Source organism: Paenibacillus sp. Dod16 (genome assembly GCF_049893405.1).
Taxonomy (GTDB): Bacteria; Bacillota; Bacilli; order Paenibacillales; family Paenibacillaceae; genus Paenibacillus_AQ.
Map to the genome: position 1 here is coordinate 1 of NZ_JBNDYG010000060.1, position 23,886 is coordinate 23,886.

General features: G+C 47.2%; 21 protein-coding genes and 1 pseudogene. 12 read left to right on the forward strand and 10 right to left on the reverse strand.

From position 1 onward, the window contains the following. Positions 1-19: 19 nt before the first annotated feature. Entirely contained in the window at positions 20-127 is a 108-nt protein-coding gene (locus ACPV3A_RS32235) for an IS3 family transposase (protein WP_426203829.1), read from the forward strand. Between the two features lie 84 nt (positions 128-211). Here the strand turns inward: ACPV3A_RS32235 and gyrB are convergent, their stop codons facing one another. The 6 genes from gyrB to dnaA all read right to left on the reverse strand — a co-directional run bounded on the left by gyrB (position 212) and on the right by dnaA (position 6,529). Further along, a complete protein-coding gene (gene gyrB, locus ACPV3A_RS32240) occupies positions 212-2,122 on the reverse strand; it encodes a DNA topoisomerase (ATP-hydrolyzing) subunit B (RefSeq protein WP_100541344.1) in 1,911 nt (636 codons plus the stop codon). A gap of 26 nt (positions 2,123-2,148) precedes the next feature. After that, the gene (remB, locus tag ACPV3A_RS32245) at positions 2,149-2,400 is read right to left on the reverse strand and encodes an extracellular matrix regulator RemB (protein WP_071219299.1); all 252 of its coding nucleotides are present in this window, start codon (positions 2,398-2,400) and stop codon (positions 2,149-2,151) included. Positions 2,401-2,413: 13 nt separating this feature from the next. Further along, positions 2,414-3,526, reverse strand: a complete 1,113-nt coding sequence (recF, locus tag ACPV3A_RS32250) for a DNA replication/repair protein RecF (RefSeq protein WP_194540282.1) — start codon at positions 3,524-3,526, stop codon at positions 2,414-2,416. A 56-nt stretch (positions 3,527-3,582) separates the two neighbouring features. Then, on the reverse strand, positions 3,583-3,798 hold the full coding sequence (yaaA, locus tag ACPV3A_RS32255; protein ID WP_009591516.1) for a S4 domain-containing protein YaaA: 216 nt from the start codon (positions 3,796-3,798) through the stop codon (positions 3,583-3,585). 38 nt (positions 3,799-3,836) lie between these two features. Continuing rightward, positions 3,837-4,979: a DNA polymerase III subunit beta gene (gene dnaN, locus ACPV3A_RS32260; RefSeq protein ID WP_113058542.1), complete on the reverse strand. Its 1,143-nt coding sequence runs from the start codon at positions 4,977-4,979 to the stop codon at positions 3,837-3,839. Between the two features lie 203 nt (positions 4,980-5,182). Beyond that, positions 5,183-6,529: a chromosomal replication initiator protein DnaA gene (dnaA, locus tag ACPV3A_RS32265; protein WP_269468904.1), complete on the reverse strand. Its 1,347-nt coding sequence runs from the start codon at positions 6,527-6,529 to the stop codon at positions 5,183-5,185. Between the two features lie 465 nt (positions 6,530-6,994). Between dnaA and ACPV3A_RS32270 the strand changes: the two genes are divergently transcribed. Beyond that, positions 6,995-7,465, forward strand: coding sequence for a hypothetical protein (locus tag ACPV3A_RS32270; protein ID WP_426203794.1), 471 nt, complete (start codon positions 6,995-6,997; stop codon positions 7,463-7,465). Between the two features lie 126 nt (positions 7,466-7,591). Here the strand turns inward: ACPV3A_RS32270 and ACPV3A_RS32275 are convergent. The 4 genes and pseudogenes from ACPV3A_RS32275 to gnd form a co-directional block, all read right to left on the reverse strand. After that, positions 7,592-9,038 (reverse strand): annotated as a pseudogene (locus ACPV3A_RS32275) (FGGY family carbohydrate kinase). An 89-nt stretch (positions 9,039-9,127) separates the two neighbouring features. Then, positions 9,128-10,489, reverse strand: a complete 1,362-nt coding sequence (locus ACPV3A_RS32280; protein WP_071219305.1) for a GntP family permease — start codon at positions 10,487-10,489, stop codon at positions 9,128-9,130. A gap of 163 nt (positions 10,490-10,652) precedes the next feature. Further along, positions 10,653-11,330 (reverse strand): GntR family transcriptional regulator, encoded by a 678-nt coding sequence (locus ACPV3A_RS32285; RefSeq protein ID WP_194540278.1) that lies wholly within the window; start codon positions 11,328-11,330, stop codon positions 10,653-10,655. Between the two features lie 134 nt (positions 11,331-11,464). Then, positions 11,465-12,364 carry a phosphogluconate dehydrogenase (NAD(+)-dependent, decarboxylating) gene (gene gnd, locus ACPV3A_RS32290; protein ID WP_194540277.1) on the reverse strand — a complete coding sequence of 300 codons (900 nt, stop codon included), beginning with the start codon at positions 12,362-12,364 and terminating at the stop codon, positions 11,465-11,467. Between the two features lie 454 nt (positions 12,365-12,818). On the opposite strand from gnd, the gene rpmH reads away from it, so the two are divergent. The 10 genes from rpmH to ACPV3A_RS32340 all read left to right on the forward strand — a co-directional run bounded on the left by rpmH (position 12,819) and on the right by ACPV3A_RS32340 (position 23,685). After that, complete coding sequence (gene rpmH, locus ACPV3A_RS32295) at positions 12,819-12,953, forward strand: 50S ribosomal protein L34 (protein WP_006207379.1); 135 nt, start codon at positions 12,819-12,821, stop codon at positions 12,951-12,953. Between the two features lie 223 nt (positions 12,954-13,176). Further along, on the forward strand, positions 13,177-13,527 hold the full coding sequence (gene rnpA, locus ACPV3A_RS32300) for a ribonuclease P protein component (RefSeq protein WP_009591465.1): 351 nt from the start codon (positions 13,177-13,179) through the stop codon (positions 13,525-13,527). A gap of 75 nt (positions 13,528-13,602) precedes the next feature. After that, complete coding sequence (locus ACPV3A_RS32305; RefSeq protein WP_071219308.1) at positions 13,603-14,490, forward strand: YidC/Oxa1 family membrane protein insertase; 888 nt, start codon at positions 13,603-13,605, stop codon at positions 14,488-14,490. After that, positions 14,487-15,275, forward strand: coding sequence for an RNA-binding cell elongation regulator Jag/EloR (gene jag, locus ACPV3A_RS32310; RefSeq protein WP_426203798.1), 789 nt, complete (start codon positions 14,487-14,489; stop codon positions 15,273-15,275). Before ACPV3A_RS32305 ends, jag begins: the two co-directional genes overlap by 4 nt. A gap of 189 nt (positions 15,276-15,464) precedes the next feature. Further along, entirely contained in the window at positions 15,465-16,841 is a 1,377-nt protein-coding gene (mnmE, locus tag ACPV3A_RS32315) for a tRNA uridine-5-carboxymethylaminomethyl(34) synthesis GTPase MnmE (protein WP_220687551.1), read from the forward strand. 109 nt (positions 16,842-16,950) lie between these two features. After that, positions 16,951-18,837, forward strand: a complete 1,887-nt coding sequence (gene mnmG, locus ACPV3A_RS32320; RefSeq protein WP_113058534.1) for a tRNA uridine-5-carboxymethylaminomethyl(34) synthesis enzyme MnmG — start codon at positions 16,951-16,953, stop codon at positions 18,835-18,837. 3 nt (positions 18,838-18,840) lie between these two features. Continuing rightward, entirely contained in the window at positions 18,841-19,563 is a 723-nt protein-coding gene (gene rsmG / locus ACPV3A_RS32325; RefSeq protein ID WP_426203800.1) for a 16S rRNA (guanine(527)-N(7))-methyltransferase RsmG, read from the forward strand. A 1,443-nt stretch (positions 19,564-21,006) separates the two neighbouring features. Then, a complete protein-coding gene (gene noc, locus ACPV3A_RS32330; protein ID WP_194540273.1) occupies positions 21,007-21,825 on the forward strand; it encodes a nucleoid occlusion protein in 819 nt (272 codons plus the stop codon). Between the two features lie 266 nt (positions 21,826-22,091). Further along, positions 22,092-22,853, forward strand: a complete 762-nt coding sequence (locus tag ACPV3A_RS32335; RefSeq protein WP_071219313.1) for a ParA family protein — start codon at positions 22,092-22,094, stop codon at positions 22,851-22,853. Continuing rightward, the gene (locus ACPV3A_RS32340; protein WP_426203803.1) at positions 22,846-23,685 is read left to right on the forward strand and encodes a ParB/RepB/Spo0J family partition protein; all 840 of its coding nucleotides are present in this window, start codon (positions 22,846-22,848) and stop codon (positions 23,683-23,685) included. The genes ACPV3A_RS32335 and ACPV3A_RS32340 overlap by 8 nt, the downstream gene beginning before the upstream one ends. Positions 23,686-23,886 lie beyond the last annotated feature (201 nt).

The window sequence follows — 23,886 nt, forward strand, 5'->3', positions numbered from 1 at the left end:
AGGAGCCAAATTACGGAGTATAAGGAGCCAAATTACGGAGTATATTTCGTTTTACAACATGGAACGTTTCCAAAACAAACTGGGCGACCTCTCCCCGATTGAGTTTCGGGAAAAAGTCGCCGCTTAATAAAATCTCTTTTTTTAATGTCTACTTGACGGGGCTATGACCACCTTCACAGACCTTGGGATGCCCCTTTTTGGATTATTAACTTTATACGTCCAGATTACGGACCGACTTCGCATGCTCTTGAATGAAATCCCGCCGCGGTTCAACGTTATCGCCCATCAGGGTATCAAACAACGTATCAGCCAGGATCGCATCTTCGATGGTCACCTGAAGCATGGTACGGCTCTCTGGATCCATCGTCGTCTCCCACAGCTGTCCGGCATTCATCTCGCCGAGACCTTTGTAACGCTGCACGTTAATTTTGACGTTCTCACCGAATTCCTTGATGATCTCGTCGCGTTCTTTCTCGCTGCCGGCATAACGGATCACCTTATTGCGCTCGATCTTGAAGAGCGGCGGTTGGGCGATATAGATATAACCCGCTTCCACCAGCTTACGCATGTAACGGTAGAAGAACGTCAGCAGCAAGGTACGAATATGCGCGCCGTCAACGTCGGCATCAGTCATAATAATGATTTTGTGATAACGGGCCTTGGACAGATCGAAATCTTCCGCAATACCCGTACCCAGCGCCGTAATGATCGCCCGGATCTCCGCATTGGAGAGGATGCGGTCAAGCCGCGCCTTTTCCACGTTGAGAATTTTACCCCGCAGCGGCAAAATGGCTTGGAAATGCCGGTCGCGTCCCTGCTTGGCGGATCCGCCGGCAGAGTCACCTTCGACGATGTACAGCTCACTGATGGAGGCATCCTTGGAAGAGCAGTCTGCCAGTTTACCTGGCAATGCGCTGACTTCAAGCGCACTCTTCCGGCGTGTCATCTCGCGGGCTTTACGCGCCGCTTCACGAGCACGTGATGCCTGGAGCGCCTTCTCCAGGATCCGACGGGAAACTGACGGATTCTCCTGCAGGAACTCCTGCAGCTTCTCCGCGAACAAGGATTCCACAATACCGCGGACTTCACTGTTGCCGAGCTTGGTTTTGGTTTGTCCTTCGAACTGCGGCTCCGGTACCTTGACCGAGATGATTGCCGTCAATCCCTCACGCACATCGTCACCCGACAAGTTGTTGGTGTTATCTTTGATCAATCCCGTTTTGCGGGCATAGTCATTGATAATCCGAGTGAGCGCACTCTTAAAGCCGGATTCATGCGTTCCGCCTTCGTGCGTGTTGATATTATTTGCAAAAGAATAAATATTCTCGGTATAGCTGTCGTTATACTGGAGCGATACTTCGACCTGAATATTATCCCGTGATCCCTCAACATAGATAGGGTCTTCGTGCAGTGCTTCCTTCTTCTCATTCAGGAACTTAACGTATTCAATGATTCCGCCCTCGTATTTGAAATAGTCGGAGGCACCTGTACGTTCATCCGTCAGCGTAAGCGCAATGCCCTTATTCAGGAACGCCAGCTCACGAATCCGCGTAAGCAGCGTGTTGTAATCATATTCCGTTGTTTCCGTGAAAATCTCCGGATCCGGCAAGAAGGTTACGGTTGTACCAGTATCGTCGGAATCCCCGATGACCTTGATATCATATTGAGGTACGCCGCGATGATACTCCTGTTGGTAGATGTGCCCGTCACGTTTGACTTGAACCACGACTTTCGAAGACAGTGCATTCACGACCGAGACACCAACACCATGCAGACCGCCGGATACTTTATATCCGCCGCCGCCAAATTTACCGCCGGCATGAAGGACGGTCATAACGACTTCCAGCGTCGACTTCTTCAGCTTGGCGTTCTCGCCGACCGGAATTCCGCGCCCGTTATCGACAACGGTAACACTGTTATCCTCATGGACAATGATTTCGATATGGTCGCATATTCCCGCCATCGCTTCGTCAATACTATTGTCCACAACTTCCCATACCAAATGATGCAAACCCTTGGCACTGGTAGACCCGATATACATCCCGGGACGTTTACGAACGGCTTCCAATCCTTCCAGTACCTGAATCTGATTCTCATCATATGTCGGTTGATTCATAGACATGCCTTCACCTACTTCTACAGATTCTGTTATGCCTGAGCTACAAAATGATTTGCTCGTTTCTTAAGCGTTGCAGAGGAGATCGGAGAGTAATAAACGATCGACTTCGTCACCACAATGGATTTCGGATCCTCTTCGCCAATCATCTCCACGACTTTATGCTGCTGGGCATGCGTGACGAACTGCTTGGAGATTTTTGAAGATTTCTCTATCGAGATATCAAAAATCCCAACCAGCTCCGACGAACGGATGATCTTCTCTCCGCCCAAATGAATATACATATGGAATCACTCCTTAAGAGCCCACCTGTCCGTCATGGACATGAAAAATGCTGGCACCCTTCAATTTGTCGGTATTCAAACTCTCAATGCCCGTCGCCGTGATGAATGTCTGCACTTTGCTCTGGAATGTCTCGATCAATTGTGTCTGCCGGTACGGATCCAATTCAGAAAGCACATCATCCAGAAGCAGCACCGGATATTCACCGATCTCTTCCTGTATCAGCTCGATTTCAGCCAGTTTCAAAGATAGCGCCGTCGTCCGCTGCTGACCTTGAGATCCATACGTTTGGACTTCTTTGCCATTAATATAAAAAGCCAGATCATCTCGATGAGGACCTGCCAATGTCATACCACGCCGTATTTCTTGCTCTTTCATTTGTGATAATTTTATCATAAATGTCTCAAATAAGACAGCTTCATCTTCTTCCTCCGCGTCAGCAAAGGACGGAAGGTAGTGTAAAGAGAGCTCTTCCAGACCGTTTGTGATTCCCTGATGAATGGTCTCAGCCCACTTTTGCAGCTTTTTTATAAATTGTTTCCTCTTCTTGACGATTTTAACACCATGTTCTGCCAATTGGTTGTTCCAAATGTCCAGCATCGCTTGTTCGGCGCTGCCCTTCCCCCATAATTGCTTCAGCAGATTGTTGCGCTGCACAAGCACCTTCTGGTATTGCTGCAGGTGAAACAGATAGCTTGGCGCGACCTGCCCGATCTCCATGTCAAGAAACCGGCGGCGAACCCCCGGCGTGCCTTTGACAATCTCCAGATCCTCGGGCGCAAACATCACGACATTGAGCGAGCCGATGAAATCGCTAAGCTTCCGCTGCTCGAGTCCGTTGATTTTTGCCTTCTTCCCCTGCTGAGACAAACTCAGTTCCAGCCTCAAAGGGCCGTACTTGCGATCAATCTCGGCTGATATATGCGCACTGGACTGCTCGAATCCAATCAATTCGCGATCCTTGGAGGTACGATGGCTCTTCGTTAAAGCAAGCACGAAGAGCGCCTCCATCAAATTCGTCTTTCCTTGGGCATTGCGTCCGATGATCAAATTGACATCGCCAAACGCCTCAAGCTGCAGCTTCTCGTAATTTCGATAATGCTGCAGGCTGACATTTTTGACAAACAAGCTTATCCTCTCCCTCGTCTTCCGCGCTTAGCGCCAAAGCGGCTGCGGGAGGCTGTCTATTGTGCTGCCACCTGAAACGTCCCGCAATCCTCTACTTTGACGATGTCGCCGGGAACCAGTTTGCGTCCGCGCCGCTCTTCCTTCTCGTCGTTGACCAGAACCGCTCCTTCCGCAAGCAGCGCCTTCGCCATCCCACCTGTGGATACGCAATCTGAAAGCTTCAAGAACTGATCCAGCTTGATGTATTCACTGTGGATAAATATTTGTTTCATGACCTCGTCCTTTCATCCCTATCAACATGGGGATAACTTTAATTGGCCGTACGGTACGGCAGAATAATATATTGGCTCTTGCTGTCGTCGAGCGGTTTAAGAATGATCGGGCTCATAACCCCCATGAAAGCGATCATCAGCTGTTCGCTTTCAACCACCTTTAGCACGTCCAGCATGTATTTGGAGTTAAACGAGATGCGCAGCGGCTCCCCTTTGAAATCGATCAGATCCAATTCTTCACGCACTTTACCAAGCTCGGAGGAGCTGGAAGAGATCTCAATGCCGCCTTGTTCCATCGTTTGCAGGAGAACAATGTTCGTTTTCTCCTCTTTGGAGAGCAGGTAGGCGCGGTCGATCGATTCGCTTAATTTTTTTGTGTCCAAAACGAGTTCTGTTTTATGCGATGTTGGAATAATTCTAGAAGTATCGGGATAAATGCCGTCCAGTATACGGGAATAGAACAGAACACGGTCAATTTTAAATAATACCTGATTATCGGCCACAACGATATCCACCAGCGTATTTTGGTCCGGAATAATTTTGCTCAGCTCATTCAGCGTTTTACCCGCAATGACGACATTGTTGAACGAAATGTCCTGTGCATTGTCCAGCTGTGCAGAGCGAGTTGCCAATCTGTGACGGTCTGTTGCGGTAAATTTCAATTCATTATCGTTCAGACTCCATAATACCCCGGTCAAAATAGGCGTTGTTTCATGGGTGGAAATGGAGAATACCGTTTGCTTGATCATGTTTTTCAGCAGATCTCCAGGCAAAGAAACGGTTTGGCTGTCTTCAATGTTAGGCAGTACCGGGAATTCTTCGGGGTCCAAGCCCACCATCTGTATTTCCGTAGCTCCCGAAGAAATAAAGGTATGGAAGTTCTCTTTTACCTCCATCTGGATTTCTTGGGAAGGGAGTTTCTTGATGATTTCAACAAAAAATTTGGCCGGCAGCACAACGCTACCAGGCTGCTCTACCTGGACGATGGTGTGCTTCTCATCTTCCGAAGGAATAAACGATTGAATGGAAATATCAGTATCGCTAGCAGTTAGTGTGACACCCGAATAGGTGACATCCAGTTTAATGCCGCTGAGGATCGGAATCGTAGTTCGGCTGGAAATCGCCTTGGATACGTGTTGAATGGATTCGTTTAATACATTTTTTAATATGCTGATTTTCATCAATTTCACTCCTTACGGAAAAATGAGAGGGGTTTTTTCACCTTGGCGAATGCCAAGAGGATCCCCCTCTTTATGGTTAAATTATTTATTAATTATTATTAGTAATAGTAATAGGGGCACTGAATATGTGGATAAGCCCCAGAAAAGGCATAAAATTAAGCCTATCCACATGTGTATAGATTGTGCATAGGCTTTGAACTTGTTCAGGTTGGATTTTTGATTTTCTCCGTAATATTATTGACCACTTTAAACAGCTCCTGGTCGTTTTTCAGAGATTGGGTAATCTTCTCATGGGCATGGATGACAGTGGTATGATCCCGGCCTCCGAATGCTTCTCCGATCTTGGGAAGGGAATAGTCGGTTAATTCGCGGGACAGGTACATGGCAATTTGCCGCGGAAATGCGACGGCTTTGGTTCGCTTGCGGGCTTTGAAGTCTTCCAGCCTGAGGTTGTAATACTCGCCGACCTTCTGCTGGATGTCCTGAATCGTAATCATTCGCGGCCGGCTGGACGGGATGATATCCTTCAGGGCTTCGGCTGCCAAATGCGTTGTTACGTCCTGATTGGTCAGGGAGGAATAGGCAACGACACGGATCAAGGCACCTTCGAGTTCACGAATGTTCGTATCGATCTGATTGGCGATATACATCATGGCTTCGTTCGGAATATCCAGATTCTCGGCCTTCGCTTTCTTGCGGAGAATGGCAATCCGCGTCTCCAGATCCGGCGGTTGAATATCGGTGATCAATCCCCATTCGAACCGGGAACGGAGCCGTTCTTCCAGCGTCGGAATCTCCTTGGGCGGACGGTCACTGGATATGATAATCTGCTTCCGCTCTTCGTGCAGGGCGTTAAACGTATGGAAAAATTCCTCCTGCGTCGATTCCTTGCCTGCCAAGAACTGAATATCGTCAATGAGCAGAATATCGACGTTGCGGTACTTGTTGCGGAAGCTTTCAGCGCGGTTGTCCCGAATGGAGTTGATGAACTCGTTGGTGAATTTCTCGGAGGAAATATACACGACTCTGCTGCTGGGATTGTGCTCCAAAATATAGTGGCCGATGGCATGCATTAAGTGGGTTTTTCCAAGTCCAACTCCACCATATAGGAACAATGGGTTATACGCCTTAGCCGGAGCTTCGGCAACAGCGAGCGAGGCAGCATGGGCGAACCGGTTGCCTGAACCGATGACAAAGGTATCAAACGTATACTTCGGATTCAGCATATGAGACTGAATTTCTTCCCCGGATATTTCAAGCGGCGGCGAGATCTGCTGCGGCACAGGTTCGTGTCCTTTGGCCTCCTCAATGACGAAGCGGACATCCACCTGCTTGCCCACCACCTCCAATACGGTTGCACTAACCAGCTTGGTGTATCGGCTCTCCAGCCATTCCACAGCAAACGTTGTCGGTGCGGAAATGACGACGGAGTGATCGGTAATGGTCAATGCCTTGGTAGCTTTAAACCAAGTGTCAAAACTCGGTTTACTCAGCTTGGTTTGTATGATCGATAATATTTCTTGCCATAATTCGGAAGTATGGCTTTCCAAAACTGTCACTCCTTTAAATCTTCCAAATGTGGCTAGAGCCATGTGTGGAATTGTCGAAAGAAAATGAATGATGTCTAATTATCCCCAGAACTAACTCCTGTGGAAACAAAAAAATATGGATAAATTGAAATTGTTCACAACTTTATCCACAGCCTGTTGATAATATTATAGCTTCATTCACATATTCACAACCAAAAGTAATATCATCATAGCAAAAGAAGGCCTTATTTTCAATGTATGTCGCTAATTTATCCACAAATTCAATACGTTGTGCATAATTTTTATTCACACCACTATATATTGTTTATAATTTGTTTAGCCTTCGACATCATTGGCCTCAAAGCGCAAAAAATTATTCACAGGTTGTCCGATTCGCAAGCAGAATTTTCTTCTCCCACCATCTGTTCATAACTTATGGTTGAATGTTCTAGCAGCCAATAAATCAACCAAAGGTGAAAAATGGCTGTGGATAGTCTTCAATTGGAATCGATAGATTCCCAATTGAGGACTTTTTTTCGGAACGGGGGAGCCACGGATGCGGACGGAAGGGAAGTCGATGAATTGGAGAAGAATAGGGGTACTACTCGCTCTGACCGCCACATTGGTTCTTATTATCGTGTGGGCCCAGGGCTATTATTCGAAGAAAGTGTTTCATATGGAGGGACTAAAGTAGGTTTCTTCGTATTGGCGCTCGTGATGCTGATCTATGCCTGGTGCGGTTTCCGTTATGAGGCTTTTCAACGCTTTATGTTTCATATGTCTCCCTCGAACCTGATGATTGATAATCCGGAGCCCAGCGATTTCTACTTTTTTATGCGTAAGGCAGCGGGAATTTTCGGTATGGATTCTCACTGTGGATATTTTTTTCTCAGGCATTATGACAAAAAAAGCCCGTTTTCGCCATGGATCGGCTCCATCGAAAACGGGGTTTTTTAATAGATTTTAGAAAGTATCAACTTTGAAGCATGATCTACCTGATATCGCAAGAAAAACAATATCTTCACGAGGTCTGTCTTCTTCTAAGAATATTCGTCGAATCGAGGTTTTCCTTCTATAGTAATTTTACGACTGCTCGAATCGGCGCTGGAACTCGGTAATGGCTTCATAATCTTCTTCCAGCTTCCGCGAAATGCGGATAAAGATCGGCAGCAGAGCCTTATAAACATCAGAACTTTCCTTCACAGGCTGGTGTTCATGCGTACCGCCGACCATCGTCTCTACAATGTCGAGTGAATCCGCTCTTCCTGTAGCGTACAGACCGAGGACTACGGCGCCAAGACAAGAGCTCTCGTAGCTCTCCGGCACGATCACCTGCTGGTCAAAAATATCCGCCATCATCTGCCGCCAGATCGGTGAACGGGCGAAACCGCCGGTGGCGTGAATTTTGGCCGGTCGGCCGATTTGTTCCTCCATCGCCAGCAGAACGGTATACATATTAAAGATCACGCCCTCCAGCACGGAGCGGATCATATGCTCTTTTTTATGATTCAGGGTTAAGCCAAAGAACGATCCACGGGCATTCGGATCCCATAACGGTGCGCGTTCTCCGGTTAGGTACGGGTGGAATAGCAGTCCGTTCGAGCCTGGCGGAATACGGTCCGCGATTTTGGTCAGTACATCATAAGAATTGATGCCGAGCCGCTTGGCGGTTTCGACCTCGGAGGCGGCAAATTCATCGCGAACCCAGCGGAAAATCATGCCGCCGTTGTTAACCGCGCCGCCGATTACCCAGTGCTTCTCCGTCAATGCGTAGCTTCACGCCGAGATTCGACAGGACACCGTCGGCAGCTCCAAGCACGAAAGGTGTGGAAGTGGAGAGCCCCATGGCTGCGGCATACTCGCTTTTCAGGCCTTCCATGATATGCGTAGTTGGTACTATCGTAGATAAATGGTCCTCCGTGATGCCAGCGAGCTCCAGCGCCTGCTGATCCCATGCCAGTTCCTCAAGGTTCATCATCCCGGTACTGGAGGCAATGGAGTGGTCTACAATATATTGGCCGAATAGTTTGAAATAAACATATTCTTTAATCGAAATGAATTTAGCTGCTTGGTTAAAGAGGGAGGGCAGCTCATGGCGCATCCACATCAGCTTGGTCACAGGTGACATCGGATGGATCGGAGTTCCGGTTCTAAGGTACAGCTCCATGCCGCCGAGTTCTTTTTTGAGCTTCGCGGACCAGGCTGCACTGCGGTTGTCTGCCCATGTAATGCAGCGAGTCAACGGAGTGCCTTGGCTATCTACGGCGATGACGCTGTGCATGGCCGCGCTGAAAGAAACGAATAGAACTTGAGCAGGATCTATCCCGCTCTGTGTCATGATCCCTTGAACAGAGGAAATGACGGTCTGAAAAATTTGCTCCGGATCTTGCTCCGCCGTAGACGGAGTAGGGGTGAGCAACGGATATTCACCGCCGGCTTTGGCTACAACCTCACCATTCTCTTTGAAAAGGACGGCCTTGGTGCTGGTTGTTCCGATATCGACACCGATCATATAGTTCTGAGTACTCATGAGACATACCTTCTTTCTACGTAAGGGCACCCGGTTCGCTGCTTAACATATCAGCATTCCAAGGAGCCCCCATGTGTCTTATTGCTACATTATACAATTACATTGAGAACGAGAGCCAACACGAGTCCGGTCAGGGACAGGATCGTCTCCATCACGGTCCAGGACTTCAGCGTCTGGGCTACCGTCATGTTAAAGAATTCTTTTACCATCCAGAAGCCGGCATCGTTCACGTGGGACAGTACGATGGAGCCTGCTCCGGTAGCGAGCACCACTAGCTCAACGTTGGCCCCGGGGGTCATCGCGAGCACAGGAGCAACGATTCCTGCGGCGGTTGTCATGGCTACGGTTGCAGAACCTGTTGCGATCCGAATGAGTGCCGCGACAAGCCATGCAAACAGGATCACGTTGATATTTGCACCGGTTGCAATTTCGGCGATGGCATTGCCGACGCCGCTGTTGATCAGAACCTGCTTGAAAGCGCCGCCTGCGCCGATGATCAGAATGATCGTAGCAATTGGAGCGAGACATTCGCTGGTGAAACGGGACAGATCGTGTTTGTTAAAGCCGCGGGCGAATCCAAGCGAGAAGAAGGAGAAGACCGCAGCAATGAGCAACGCAATGATTTCATGGCCGATAAATTTGCAGAACACGGAAATGAAGCTGGTAGATTCCGGATCGATAATATCAGCTGCGGAACCGATAAGCATCAGAATGACCGGCAGCAAAATGGTAAACAACGTGATACCAAAGCCGGGCAAACCGCGCTCCGCTTTGCTCGAAAACTGCTCAGCAAGCTCCTCGGGCGGTTCAGTACGGATCCGTTTGCCGATGAATTTGCCGAACACCGGGCCAGCCAGAATCGCTGCCGGGATCCCGACCAGGAACGAGTAGAGAATCGTCATGCCAAGGTCGGCATCATATGCTTCAATAGCAATCATTGGAGCAGGATGCGGTGGTACCAAACCGTGAACGGTGGACAATCCGGCCAAAATCGGAATGCCGATGTGCAGCAGGGACATTTTCGTTTTGCGTGCAACTGTGAAGACAATGGGAATCAACAGGATGACCCCAACCTCGAAAAATACGGGAATGCCGACAATAAAGCCGACAATCATCATGGCCCAGTGTACGCGCTTCTCGCCGAAGCGGTCCACGAGGGTGGTGGCGATTTGTTCAGCGCCGCCGGATTCGGCCATCATTTTTCCAAGCATGGTCCCTAGGGCGATAACGATTGCAATCGTTCCTAGCGTTCCGCCAAGACCGCCGGTTATCGAAGTAATCACATCCGCAGGCTGCATGCCCGTCAATAGACCAAGAATCAGTGCGGAGATCAATAAAGTTACGAAAGGATTCCATTTATATTTGGAAATCAGCACGATCAGGAAGACGATCGTCAGCAGTGTCCAGATCATTAAGGTAGCATTATGACTGAGACCGAATAGTGAATTCATATCTTGCTTCCTCCTATAGATTACCCATTTTGAATTGGGAAATGGTTAATATCGAGCTGTTCTGCGGTAGTATACCCAAAACATAGGCGAATTCTATTGTATACTTGTCGACAACTTAGAGCGTGCACAGTGTTTCGTAAGACGGAGGAAGGGAGGATTAAGGCTAACCCTCCGGAAAACTAAGATGAAGCGTCTGACGGGAATCATCGAAGTAATGCTGAACCGCCGTTTGGATCCGTGCCGGATCCAGGGATTCCATCTCTGCAATTAGCTGAAGATGCTTGTCCATGACATACCGAATCTTGGTGCCTCCGCCACCAAACACCTGACGGGTCGTAATTAACATGACTGTGATTACGATAGGGCGAATGCTCTTCCACAGATGAAGAATCCGTTTATGGTTCGCTTCCGTAATGATCCGTTCATGAAAAGCCAAATCCTGATAGGAGAATTCAACCGGGTCCTGATGTTTGGCTGCAAGCTCCATCCGATCGACGATTTGTTTTAAATGCTGGATTAATTCCGGCTGGGGATTCGCAAACACCTGGCCTTGAACAAAGCTCTCGATAAGGAAACGAACATCGTATAATTCCTCTACTTCTTTAAGCGATAAGCCCATGACAACGGCGCCCATGCGCTCCAATTGGATCAATCCTTCGCTGGACAGCGTTTTCATTGCTTCCCGCACAGGAGATCGGCTGGTGCCGAATTCACCTGCAATCCGATTCTCCGACAGGATTTCTCCGCGCTTGATGATGCCGCTAATAATCTGCAATCTCAGTTCACTGGCGATGGCCTCTCCTAGAGAGGCCCCCTGAAGCCATGTTGAGGGAAATTTCATAGCATAATTCTCCAATCCGTACTGATTCTAATTTTCTCTAGTGGTAATGATACCACATCGAAAGGAGAAGGGACCATGATGAGGCTATGACATGATGCCCTTAAGAAGCAGCAGGTTATAGAAGAGAATCAACGTTATTCCGACTTCTCAACCGCATGGCCGCCGAATTCATTACGCAGCGCTGCAACGACTTTGCCGTGGAACGTATCTTGGTCAAGGGAACGATAGCGCATAAACAGCGACATGGCGATAACCGGTGCGCTGGCTTGTACCTCAAGCGCCGTTTCTACGGTCCACTTTCCTTCGCCGGACGATTTCATCACGCCTTTGATGCCATCCAGCTTCGGATCCTTGGAAAATGCGTTTTGCGTCAGCTCCATGAGCCAGCTGCGAATGACGGATCCATTGGACCATACCCGGGCGACATCCTCATAGTTGAAGTCGAATGCGCTTTTTTCCAATACTTCAAAGCCTTCCGCAATGGATTGCATCATACCGTATTCGATTCCGTTATGGACCATCTTCAGAAAATGGCCGCTGCCGCTTTCACCGGCATACAAGTAACCGTTCTCGACAGCCATATCCTTAAACAGGGGCTCAATGCTGGTGAATATGTCGCGATTGCCCCCAATCATAAAGCAGCCACCATGATGTGCGCCTTCCATGCCTCCGGAAGTGCCGGCATCAAAATAATGTATGCCTTGGTCTGCTAGACGTGCTGCACGGGATTTGGAATCTTTATAATGCGAGTTGCCGCCGTCAATCAGAATATCACCGGACTCGAGGAGCGGAGTGAGAGAATCAATGACGGAATCCACAATATTTCCGGCAGGCACCATCATCCATACGATGCGGGGTTTATCCAGTTTCGCAACGAGCAATTCAGTTGATGCTGCGGCTTCGGCACCGCATTGGGCAGCTTGATCGACCAATTCCGTATTTAAGTCGTAAGCTACGACCTGATGCTGATGATGAATCAGATTCTGAACCAGATTGAGGCCCATTTTCCCCAGACCGATCATGCCTATTTTCATAAAACAATGCAGCTCCTTCTTAGGTGTATACTTGTATACAACTTAAATTCAATTATTTATACTACTCCTTTATACCTCTTGTGTAAATAAGGGGGCATGCGAGCGATGAAAGGACTTACATGGATCGAAAAATGACATCCACAATGTTTAAAATAGGTTATCCCCATGTGGATAATTCAAAACTAGCAATAATGACTACTTGTGGAAAACTTAAGTGCTTGCCGAGGTCAAGTAAGGTTTGACTTTTGGGCCTGAACGTGATTAAATGTATAAAGGCATTTTCTGTGAAGATGAGAACATTATCCGCTACCATTTAGCGGTCTGTTTACAAGAGATACGTCCATAGACGTCGGTTCAACAAATCGCGGTCTATTCTTCCGTGAAAGTGCGTCGATTGACGTTATGATCTTAAAATATGGGTAAGACATATTCCTGTAAGGGGGTGCATTAATTCATGAGACCGACTTTCAAACCGAATGTAAGCAAACGTAAAAAGGTACATGGCTTCCGTAAAAGAATGAGCACGAAGAACGGACGCAAAGTATTGGCTAACCGCCGTCAAAAAGGCAGAAAAGTACTGAGCGCGTAATATTGTGCCACGAAGACCACCGAGGTGGTCTTTTTTTCGTAATATCTCCTGCAGTGTGAGGAGTTTCCTTATGAAACCGGCAGAATATAAGCTAAAGTAGGCTTAAAGTATTCCAATTGGAGTGTTTATCGCGGTTTTGGCATGACTATACTATTATAATAGAAGAGATGCCAAAGAGGCTTAAGATTATTGAACTTGATTAACGGCAGGGCGGGAGAAACTTGTGCATAGAAAACTTCGTTTACGGAACCGCGCTGATTTCAGCCGGGTATATCGACACGGAAAGTCCTTCGCCAATCATCAATTTGTTGTATACTGGTCACGCAAAAAAGAGGTAGAGCAGTTTCGCGTTGGCGTTTCATGCAGCAAAAAGATCGGCAATGCGGTTGTCCGCAACCGGATGAGACGGCTGGTTAAAGAGATTGTCAGGCACCATCAGCATCAGATTATCGAGCATATCGACCTGATTTTTATCGTTCGAAAGGGAGCCCTCGATAAGTCTTATCAGGAGCTGGAGAAAAGCGTGCTTCATGTATTGAGGAAATCGTCCCTTCTGAAAGCGAAGAGGGGCTGAACCATGTGTTTATTTGTCCATATAAATATGTTATGATTTACCGTGGAATGGAATGGCGAAGAGAGGGGTTTTGAAGTGTCGTTCATGAAGACAAGACGAGGAAAATGGTTCCTCCTCACCGCTGTAATACTTGCAGTGGCCGTTATATCAGGTTGTGCGCCTGGAGCTGACCAAACGCGTACCATTGAAGACTTGAAAAATGGAGGCTTTTGGCAGAGCAACGTTGTTTATTACTTTACATGGGCACTTGATACGTTTGCTACATGGTTTAACGGTGAATACGGATTGTCCGTACTCGTGATGGTGCTTATCGTCCGTACCTTGATTTTACCGCTGACTCTGAAACAGGTCAGAAGCTCGAAGGCAATGCAGGCCATTCAGCCTGAAATTCAGAAAATTCGCGAGAAATATAAAGATCAACCTGAAAAAGTTCAAATGGAAACGATGAAGCTCTTCCAGGAGAATAAGGTTAATCCGATGGCGGGATGTTTGCCGCTGATCGTACAAATGCCGATATTTATCGCACTCTATCATTCGATTTACTATAACAATCTCCTTCGTGATCACGAATTCCTGTGGCTGCAATTAGGTCAACCGGACAAGCTGTTTATTTTGCCGGTGCTTGCCGCTGCAACGACTTATTTCCAAACGAAAATGATGATGAAGATGAACCCGTCTCCACAAATGGGGATGATGCAGTTCATGCTGTTCGTTTATCCGATTCTGATCTTTGTAATGTCCTTCCAGTTCCCTTCAGCACTTCCGTTGTACTGGTTCTACAGTAACCTCTACACCATCGTGCAGAATTACTTCTTGTACCGCAACAATGACAAGGCTGCTGTCGTGGCAAGTGTTGCCAGCGCAACCGACGGTCAGAAGAGTAAGAGCGGTAACAAGGGCGGGAAAAAGAGTGGCAGCAAAGGCGGGAAAAAAGGTTCGAAGGGAGCCAAGAAGTCGAGATGACTAAAATCGTCGCAACAGGAAAAACCATTGAAGATGCTGTCGCACAAGGGCTGGCCCGATGGGGTGTAAGTCAAGACCGTGTATCGGTTCAAGTATTGAGTCAGCCATCAAGAGGATTCCTGGGCCTGTTTGGGGTCAAGGAAGCGAAAGTCGAACTAACGCTCCTGCCTGACGGTGCCGGCGGCGATTCATCTGTGAAGGAAGTACCTCCTACAAACGCGCAAGCCGTTCCGGCCAAAGTGGTTCAGGTCTCTAATACCTCTGTTATGGCGCAGGAACCTCCTGCTGTCAGCAGTGATATAGAGAACCCTGCCACAGCTTCGTTTGAAGGCAAGGATCCTTATCAGGAAGCCATCACCTTTCTTATGGATACCGGACAAGCCATGGGGCTAGATATTTCGGTTGAGATTGAGAAGGGGAAAGACTTTACCACGCTTCAAATTTCTGGCGCCGGACTCGGATTGATGATCGGGCGTAGAGGTCAGACTCTGGATGCCCTTCAGTATCTGGCAAATATCGTAGCTAACCGTTATTCCAACAGCTATCTTCGCATCGTACTGGATGCGGAGAACTTCCGAGACCGTCGCAAGAAAACGCTGGAGGATCTGGCGGATCGGTTAGCGGGACGGGTACTGAAGACCCGTAAAGAGATTGTGCTTGAGCCTATGCCTGCTGCTGAACGGAAGGTGATTCACGCTAAACTCCAGTCGCATGGAGCCGTGAAGACGTACAGCAAGGGCGAAGAGCCGAACCGGCGGGTTGTCATTACACCCAAGTCGTCCTAAATGAGTTGAAGAGTATATATAAACAATGACTCCTTAAGCTTCAAGAGGGAGTCATTGTTTTTTAAAGAGACCTATAGAGGAAGATCCCGTTGGAGGTTTTCCTTTCAAGTTGATAGATGAAGAAGCCGGATTGTACATGGTATGGCTGTAATTCCGATGTTTTTTACAAAGAAAGAGGTGAAGGAAGCGATGTTTAGTGATACGATTGCAGCTATTTCAACAGCTGTCGGTGAAGGCGGCATTGCGATTATTCGCGTCAGCGGTCCGGACTCCGTTCCGGAAGTGGAGCGTATATTCAAAAGTAAAAACAAGTTAACACAAGTGGATTCCCATACCGTTCATTACGGTCATATTGTGGATCCAAAAACGGGAGAAAACCTCGAAGAGGTCCTTGTAACTGTGATGCGTGCTCCACGATCATTCACGACCGAGGATGTCGTCGAGATCAGCGCGCATGGCGGGGTCATCTCCGTAAAACGCGTCATGGATCTGTTGCTTCAATTAAACATCCGTTTGGCGGAACCCGGTGAATTTACGAAGCGGGCTTTCTTAAACGGCCGGATCGATCTGTCCCAGGCGGAAGCCGTTATGGACCTGATTCGCTCGAAATCCGATCGCGCCTTCTCCGTTGCGCTCAAGCAGGTCGAAGGAACGTTATCCCGTAAGATCAACGAGCTGCGGCATACCCTGGTCGAAACGCTGGCCCATATCGAAGTGAATATCGATTACCCTGAGCATGATGTGGAGTCGCTTACTTCAGAGTTCATTAAAGAGAAAAGCCAGCTGGTCATGGGTGAAATTGATAAGCTGCTGAAGACCGCGCAAGAAGGGAAAATCCTGCGTGAAGGGATTACGACAGCTATTATCGGTCGCCCCAATGTGGGCAAATCTTCGCTTCTGAACACGCTGGCCCAGGATAATCGCGCGATTGTCACGGATATACCCGGTACGACTCGCGATGTGATTGAGGAATTTGTCACCATTAACAACATTCCGTTGAAGCTGCTTGATACCGCGGGTATCCGAGAAACGATGGATGTGGTCGAGCAGATCGGCGTTGAACGATCCAAGCATGCGGTTAACGAAGCGGATCTCATTCTGCTCGTGCTGAATGCCAATGAACCGCTGCATCAGGACGAATTGGAATTGATGGAACAAATACGCGGTAGACAATGTATTATCATTATGAATAAAATGGACTTACCGTCTAATCTCGATCTGGACATTCTCCATCGATACTATCCCGATGAATTGATTGTTCCGATGTCGGTGAAGGCGCAAGAGGGTATTGACCGTCTGGAAGAGGCCATATCCAACTTGTTCTTCAGCGGCCAGATTGAAGGCGGAGATCTGACGTATGTGAGCAATGTGCGACATATTGCTTTGCTGAAGAAATCCAAGCAGTCGCTGCAGGATGCTTATGATGCGGCTGAACAGCTCATTCCGATCGATATGATCCAAATCGATGTGAGAATGGCCTGGGAGCAGTTAAGTGAGATATTGGGTGAAGCGGTTGGCGATTCGCTCATTGATCAGATTTTTTCACAGTTTTGCTTGGGTAAATAAGCTTCAAGCCTTACTATATATAGTAGGAACAGCTCAACATTTTCAGGGAAATCCGAGGTGGAATCCCTTTGATTACGTATATAACACAATTAGAACAGGAGGGTGAGCTATGAGTTATATGGGTGGCACTTATGACGTGATTGTAGTCGGTGCAGGACATGCCGGCTGTGAGGCTGCACTTGCATCTGCACGAATGGGTGCTGAAACGTTGATGGTTACAATTAACCTGGATATGGTTGCTTTTATGCCATGTAACCCGTCCATTGGAGGACCTGCAAAAGGCCATGTCGTTCGCGAAATCGACGCACTGGGCGGAGAAATGGGACGCAATATCGATAAAACCTTCATTCAAATGAGAATGTTGAATACAGGTAAAGGTCCGGCTGTCCACGCGCTGCGTGCTCAAGCGGATAAGTTTTCTTATCAGCATACCATGAAAGAGACGATGGAGAAGGAAGAGAAGCTTACCCTTCGTCAGGGTATGGTGGATCAGCTCATCGTAGAAGATGGCGTATGCGTGGGGATCGTGACGCAGACGGGTACGGAATATCGTGCGAAAGCGGTTGTGCTGACAACCGGTACGTATTTGCGCGGTAAAGTCATTATGGGTGAATTGATGTATGAGAGCGGTCCGAACAATCAACAGCCGTCCGTAAAACTTGCGCATAACCTGCGCGAGCTTGGCTTCGACCTTGTTCGATTCAAGACAGGTACACCACCGCGGGTGCATAAGGATACGATTGATTTCTCCAAGACCGAAATTCAGCCTGGGGATGAGAAGCCTAAGTTCTTCTCTTATGAAACAAAATCCTCCGACAATGAGCAGCTTCCTTGCTGGTTGACGTATACGTCGGTGGATACGCACCAGATTATCAATGACAACCTTCACCGCGCACCGATGTTCTCTGGTGTTATTGAAGGTACTGGACCACGTTACTGCCCGTCTATCGAAGACAAAATCGTTCGTTTTGCCGACAAGCCGAAGCATCAGATTTTCCTTGAGCCTGAAGGTAAAAATACGAAAGAATACTACGTGCAAGGGCTATCCACCAGCATGCCTGAGGATGTTCAGCTTGCGGTTCTTCGCTCCATTCCCGGAATGGAGAAGGTAGAAATGATGCGTAACGGGTATGCTATCGAGTATGATGCGATGGTGCCAACGCAGCTGTGGCCGTCTCTGGAAACGAAAAAACTGCCGGGTCTGTTCACGGCTGGACAGATCAATGGAACCTCGGGATATGAAGAGGCAGCAGGTCAAGGCATTATGGCGGGTATCAATGCGGCACGTAAAGTGCAGGGCAAAGAGCCTGTTATATTGGATCGCTCCCAGGGTTATATTGGAGTGCTGATTGATGACCTGGTGACCAAAGGGACAAATGAGCCTTATCGTTTGCTCACCTCCCGTGCAGAATACCGTCTGCTGCTTCGCCATGATAATGCCGATCTGCGTCTTACCGAAATCGGCCATGATATCGGACTGATCTCGGAAGAGCGTTATGCCAAATTCGTGCTGAAGAAGCAGCTCGTTGAGCAGGAGATCGAGCGTCTTCGCCAAACGAAGGTGAAGCCGGTTGACGTAAATGCGATGCTGGAAGCAGCCGGATCAGCACCCATTGTGGACGGAAGCAATATGCTGACGATTCTGCGCCGTCCGGAAATTACGTTTGCGATGATTGAGTCGCTCTCCCCATCTCCATACGAGCTGGATGAGGAAATGAAAGAGCAAGTGGAAATTCAAATCAAATATGCGGGTTATATTGAGAAACAGCTGGGACATGTGGAAAAGCTGCAGAAGATGGAGAAGAAACGCATTCCGGAGGATATCGTTTATGACGAGATCAACGGACTGGCCATGGAAGCTCGGCAGAAGCTGAACAAGATCCGTCCGATCTCCATTGGCCAGGCATCGCGCATTGCCGGCGTAACACCGGCGGATATTTCGATACTTCTCGTTTACCTGGAGCATTATAACCGGGTAACCGCAGCGAAAGGATAAGGAATGGACGACATTCAGAAGGCTTTTGTTGACCGGCTCGGAGAGCACGGGATCACGATTGATGAGAAACAGCTCCAGCAGTTCGAGATGTATTACGAAATACTGGTGGAGTGGAACGAGAGAATGAATTTAACTGGAATTACGGAACGGGAGCAAGTCTATACGAAGCATTTTTACGACTCGATTACGCTCGCCTTTTATGTGGATATGACCCAAATCGGCAATCTGGCGGATATCGGATCAGGTGCTGGCTTCCCGGGTATTCCTCTGAAAATATGTTTCCCGCATGTGCATCTGACGATTGTGGATTCACTTAACAAACGGATTAACTTTCTGAAGCATGTCGTGGATACGATTGGCCTGACGGGGGTTGAACTGATTCACGGGCGTGCGGAAGAGGTTGCTCGCAAGCAGGGGTACCGTGACGGGTTCGATTTGGTCACAGCAAGAGCTGTTGCTCGCATGGCTGTGTTGAACGAGTTCTGCCTACCTTTCACGAAGGTAGGGGGGCGATTCGCAGCGATGAAGGGCAGTGACCCTACGGAAGAGGTGAACGAGGCTGCTCGCAGCTTGAAAGAGCTGAGAGGGGCTTTGAACAAGGTTCACTCATTCTCCTTACCCGTAGAGGAATCAGGCCGGCATATCGTGGTGATCGATAAAAAGGGAGCTACGCCTTCCAAGTACCCCCGTAAGGCGGGTACGGCCAGTAAAACGCCGATCGTATAAGCATTTTGCCATCGATCTAGATACTGTCAATCACGCCGGTCTCCCTTGCAGAGACAACCTTTGCTAGAAGACATGCAAACCATTCAAGAGAAGGACTCTATGGAGTCCTTCTCTTTTTTATTGTTTTTGTAGATTTGCCTTGAGAGGGAAGGGAGGTCGTTAATATTAGTTTTATTTACATATGAAATATATAGAAATTGATTTGTTGTTTGTCATTATATTAATTAGAGAGGTGAAACAAGAAAACATACATCTCAGATTACCGACTGAGAGGAAGCCCTTAAGGATCTCATAAGAAGCTTTTTACGACTCGATGGCACTCTCACTTTTTGCGTTTTTTTATCAAGTGGAACGGAGGTTACCTCTAAAGGGAGCAGGGTGATTAAAGCTGAGCTTTTAAATAAGAATGGACATCCACGCTGTGAATGTATCTGATAAACTTCAAATGTTTCACGTGAAACATTTGAAGTTTGCTGTGAGTTATAAGCTAGGCATCTATATGGAAGCATTAAGCTCTTTGACAAATTAATTTTAACATCAACTATGTTATTTAATTTGAATAATGAAGATGGAAATCTCAAAAAAAGTTTGTCAGCAACTATCCATCGTATTCATGCACTGGACAGGGGAACTTGCAGGGAGCAGTGAACCATGATGTGCATCAATCGAGTGAATCTACTACTAATATAGATTCGTTCTACTTAGACTTTGATGATAATGGTTGTTCAACAGATTTAATCCATTGGCAAATCCTACAATTATTCTGAATCTAGAATCACAAGAAAGGCTGCTGGGTAGATGATGTGGCTCAATAACATGATTTCGACGCCAAAACTTTGGAACTGTGCACAAATCATGTATAAAGCAAACGAGAAATGAAGGAAAAAAGGTGATATTGGAGAATAGAGTTATAGGACAAAAAGTGGTAGAATAGAATCGTAGTATCCATTTGGACAGAAGGGCCGGTTTGCCCGTTCTTTAATAGGATGAAAGAGTATAAATCCTGGTTTGGTCACTTTTCCATCCTTGCTTCGTGCAGTCAACAACTTTGATCGTTGTGGCTGCTGTTTTTTGGAAGGTACCATGCCATCCCATGGGATCATGGCCTTAAGCGAAATAGAAAAACATATATACCACTTGTGAGATATCGATTGATCGTAAGCATCATGATAAAACCTCCTGTTATATCTCTCAAGAAGCAACCGCTTCATGCAGCGGTTTGATCAGAGAAATACGGCAATGATCACCACATGCGTCTTTCTCCGATCAGCATGAAATCTGTTTTTGCAGGGAAATGCCTGGCACCACAGTGGATTCTAGCGCCAATGGATGGTGGTACAATCCGTGTATGACTCCATGTTGTGGTTATCCAATCGTATAACCGATTCCGGGATATTCGGAGGCTTATCCGTGCTATCATGAAATTAGGTGGTAATATACGGAATGAAAGAACAATTTTCGAGATTGTTTGGCTTAGCGGCAGAGCGGAACCAAGGGGATGAAGTGAAACAAATCCCGGTAAACGAGGTTGTCAGCAGCCCATACCAGCCACGGACGATTTTTGATGACGAGAAGATTGATGAATTACTTCAGACAATTAAAACCCATGGAGTCATTCAACCTATTGTCGTTCGTGTCCGAAATGGCATGTATGAGATCATTGCAGGGGAACGCCGCTGGCGTGCGGTTAAGAAGCTGGGTCTGGACACGATTCCGGCCATTGTTCGGGAGTTCAACGATTCACAAGCTGCCTCCATTGCGTTAATCGAGAATCTGCAGCGTGAAGGCCTTACTTCGATTGAAGAAGCAGTGGCTTATCAGAAGTTGATTGATCTTCATCAATTGACACAAGAGAGCTTGGCACAGCGGCTAGGCAAAAGCCAGTCCACGATTGCAAACAAGATTCGTTTGCTGCAGCTGCCGGAAGCAGTCAAGTTGGCATTGATGGAACGCAAGGTGACGGAACGCCATGCGCGTGCGCTGCTCTCATTGGATAATGAAGAAACCCAGCTTAAAGTGCTGGACGAGATCATTACCAAGGAACTGAATGTGAAGCAGACAGAGGCACGAATTGCCTTTTATAAAGAAGTAACAACAATGAAGAAGGCGAAGCGTATATCGTACAGCAAGGATGTTCGCCTGGCTCTGAACACGATCCGCCAATCGATCGATATGGTCTCAGGCTCTGGGATGGCTATTAAAACAACAGAGAATGATCATGAAGATCACTATGAAATCGTTATAAAAATACCTAAACGTTAAGATATGGTGTGAAGCGGTATGCATCGTACCGCTTTTTCTGTTGACCAAGAGATAATGCTCTGCAGCGGTCTATGTTGCTTAACGAAAGGTTTTGGTTTGATGTTGCAGATGAGAAACATGTAATTTATTATTACTCATTTTCATCGCCGCTATATCCTGGGCATCCCGAGATCATCGGGATCGCTCGCTTATTACATATACAGCCTATGCTGTATATCATCTATTGCGACTACTTAGAAGAGTCTTCCTACATTGAGGTGAAATGAGTGTCAAAGATAATTGCCATAGCAAATCAAAAGGGCGGTGTCGGCAAAACGACGACTTCCGTCAATCTGGGAGCTGGATTGGCTTCGCTTGGCAAACGGGTGCTTTTGGTGGATATTGACCCCCAAGGTAACACGACGAGTGGGGTTGGCATTAATAAAGCCGATGTTGCAAATTGCATTTACGATATTATCATCAATGAAGTACACCCGAAGGACGCCATCTGTGGGACTAACATCGAAGGCCTGGACATCATTCCGGCAACCATTCAATTGGCTGGTGCTGAGATTGAGCTTGTTCCTACGATATCTCGTGAAGTACGATTGAAGAAATCACTTCAATTAGTCAAACCCCAGTATGATTATATTTTGATTGATTGTCCTCCATCGCTTGGCATTTTAACGATTAATTCATTGACCGCAGCCGATTCCGTGATCATCCCGATTCAATGTGAATACTACGCACTCGAGGGTCTGAGTCAGCTGCTGAATACGGTTCGCCTTGTTCAGAAACATCTGAATACATCGCTTAAGATTGAAGGTGTATTGTTGACGATGCTGGATGCGCGCACGAACTTGGGCATTCAGGTGATTGAAGAAGTGAAAAAGTATTTTCAGGAAAAAGTGTACAGAACGATTATTCCTAGAAATATTCGTTTGAGTGAAGCACCATCTCATGGACAGTCGATCATTACTTATGATCCTCGATCTAAGGGAGCGGAAGTATACTTGGAGCTGGCAAAGGAAGTGATCTCGTATGAGTAAACGATTGGGAAAAGGGCTGGATGCGCTTATTCCATCTTTGTCTATTCATGATGATGACAAGGTAGTGGAAATTCCGTTTAGTCAATTGCGAGCGAATCCGTATCAGCCGCGCAAGACATTTAACGATGAGGCTATCCAGGAATTGGCGGAATCGATCCGCCAGCATGGAGTTATCCAACCGATTATCGTCCGCAGTGTGCTGAAAGGGTATGAGATTATTGCCGGGGAGCGCAGATTCCGGGCGTCCCAATATTGCGGCAAAGCAACGATACCGGCAGTGGTTCGATCATTTAGCGATCAACAAGTCATGGAAATTGCCCTGATCGAGAACCTGCAGCGGGAGAACCTGAACGCCATGGAGATTGCTGTAGCTTACCAAGGCTTGATGGAACAATTTTCCTTAACGCAAGAAGAGCTGTCATTGAAGGTGGGGAAGTCTCGTTCACACATCGCTAACTTTTTGCGATTGCTTTCTCTACCTGAAGAAGTGAAGGACAATGTTTCACGTGGAACATTATCTATGGGACATGCCCGGGCGATCGTTGGAATTAAGGATCCCATTCTTGTTAAACAGTTGGCAAAACAGTGTGTGGAGCAAGAGTGGAGTGTCCGTGAATTAGAGGAAGCGGTTAAGAATCTGGATCGCAAACCAACGGATAAAGCAAAGCCTAAGGTTAAGAATAGAGATCCTTATATCGATCATCTGGAAGAGGATCTAAGAGAACGTTTTAAAACTACGGTCAAAATTAAGCACAATAAGGATAAAGGGAAAATTGAGCTTAATTACTATAGTAAACAGGACCTGGAGCGGTTGTTGGAACTTCTTCAATAAAGAGCCGTAGTGCTGTTGAAGAAGAAACTATCATGCGTAATGGGTTGAGACACAAATGGTTGAACAGCAAATGAGTGCGATTAAAAACCAAAGACATGTCGACGTTCCTGTAAGGGGAATGAGATATGTCTTTATTTAACTAAACATGAAGCCATAGCCTTGATACTCCGAACTTGAAGATATTTGAACATATCCTGTTAA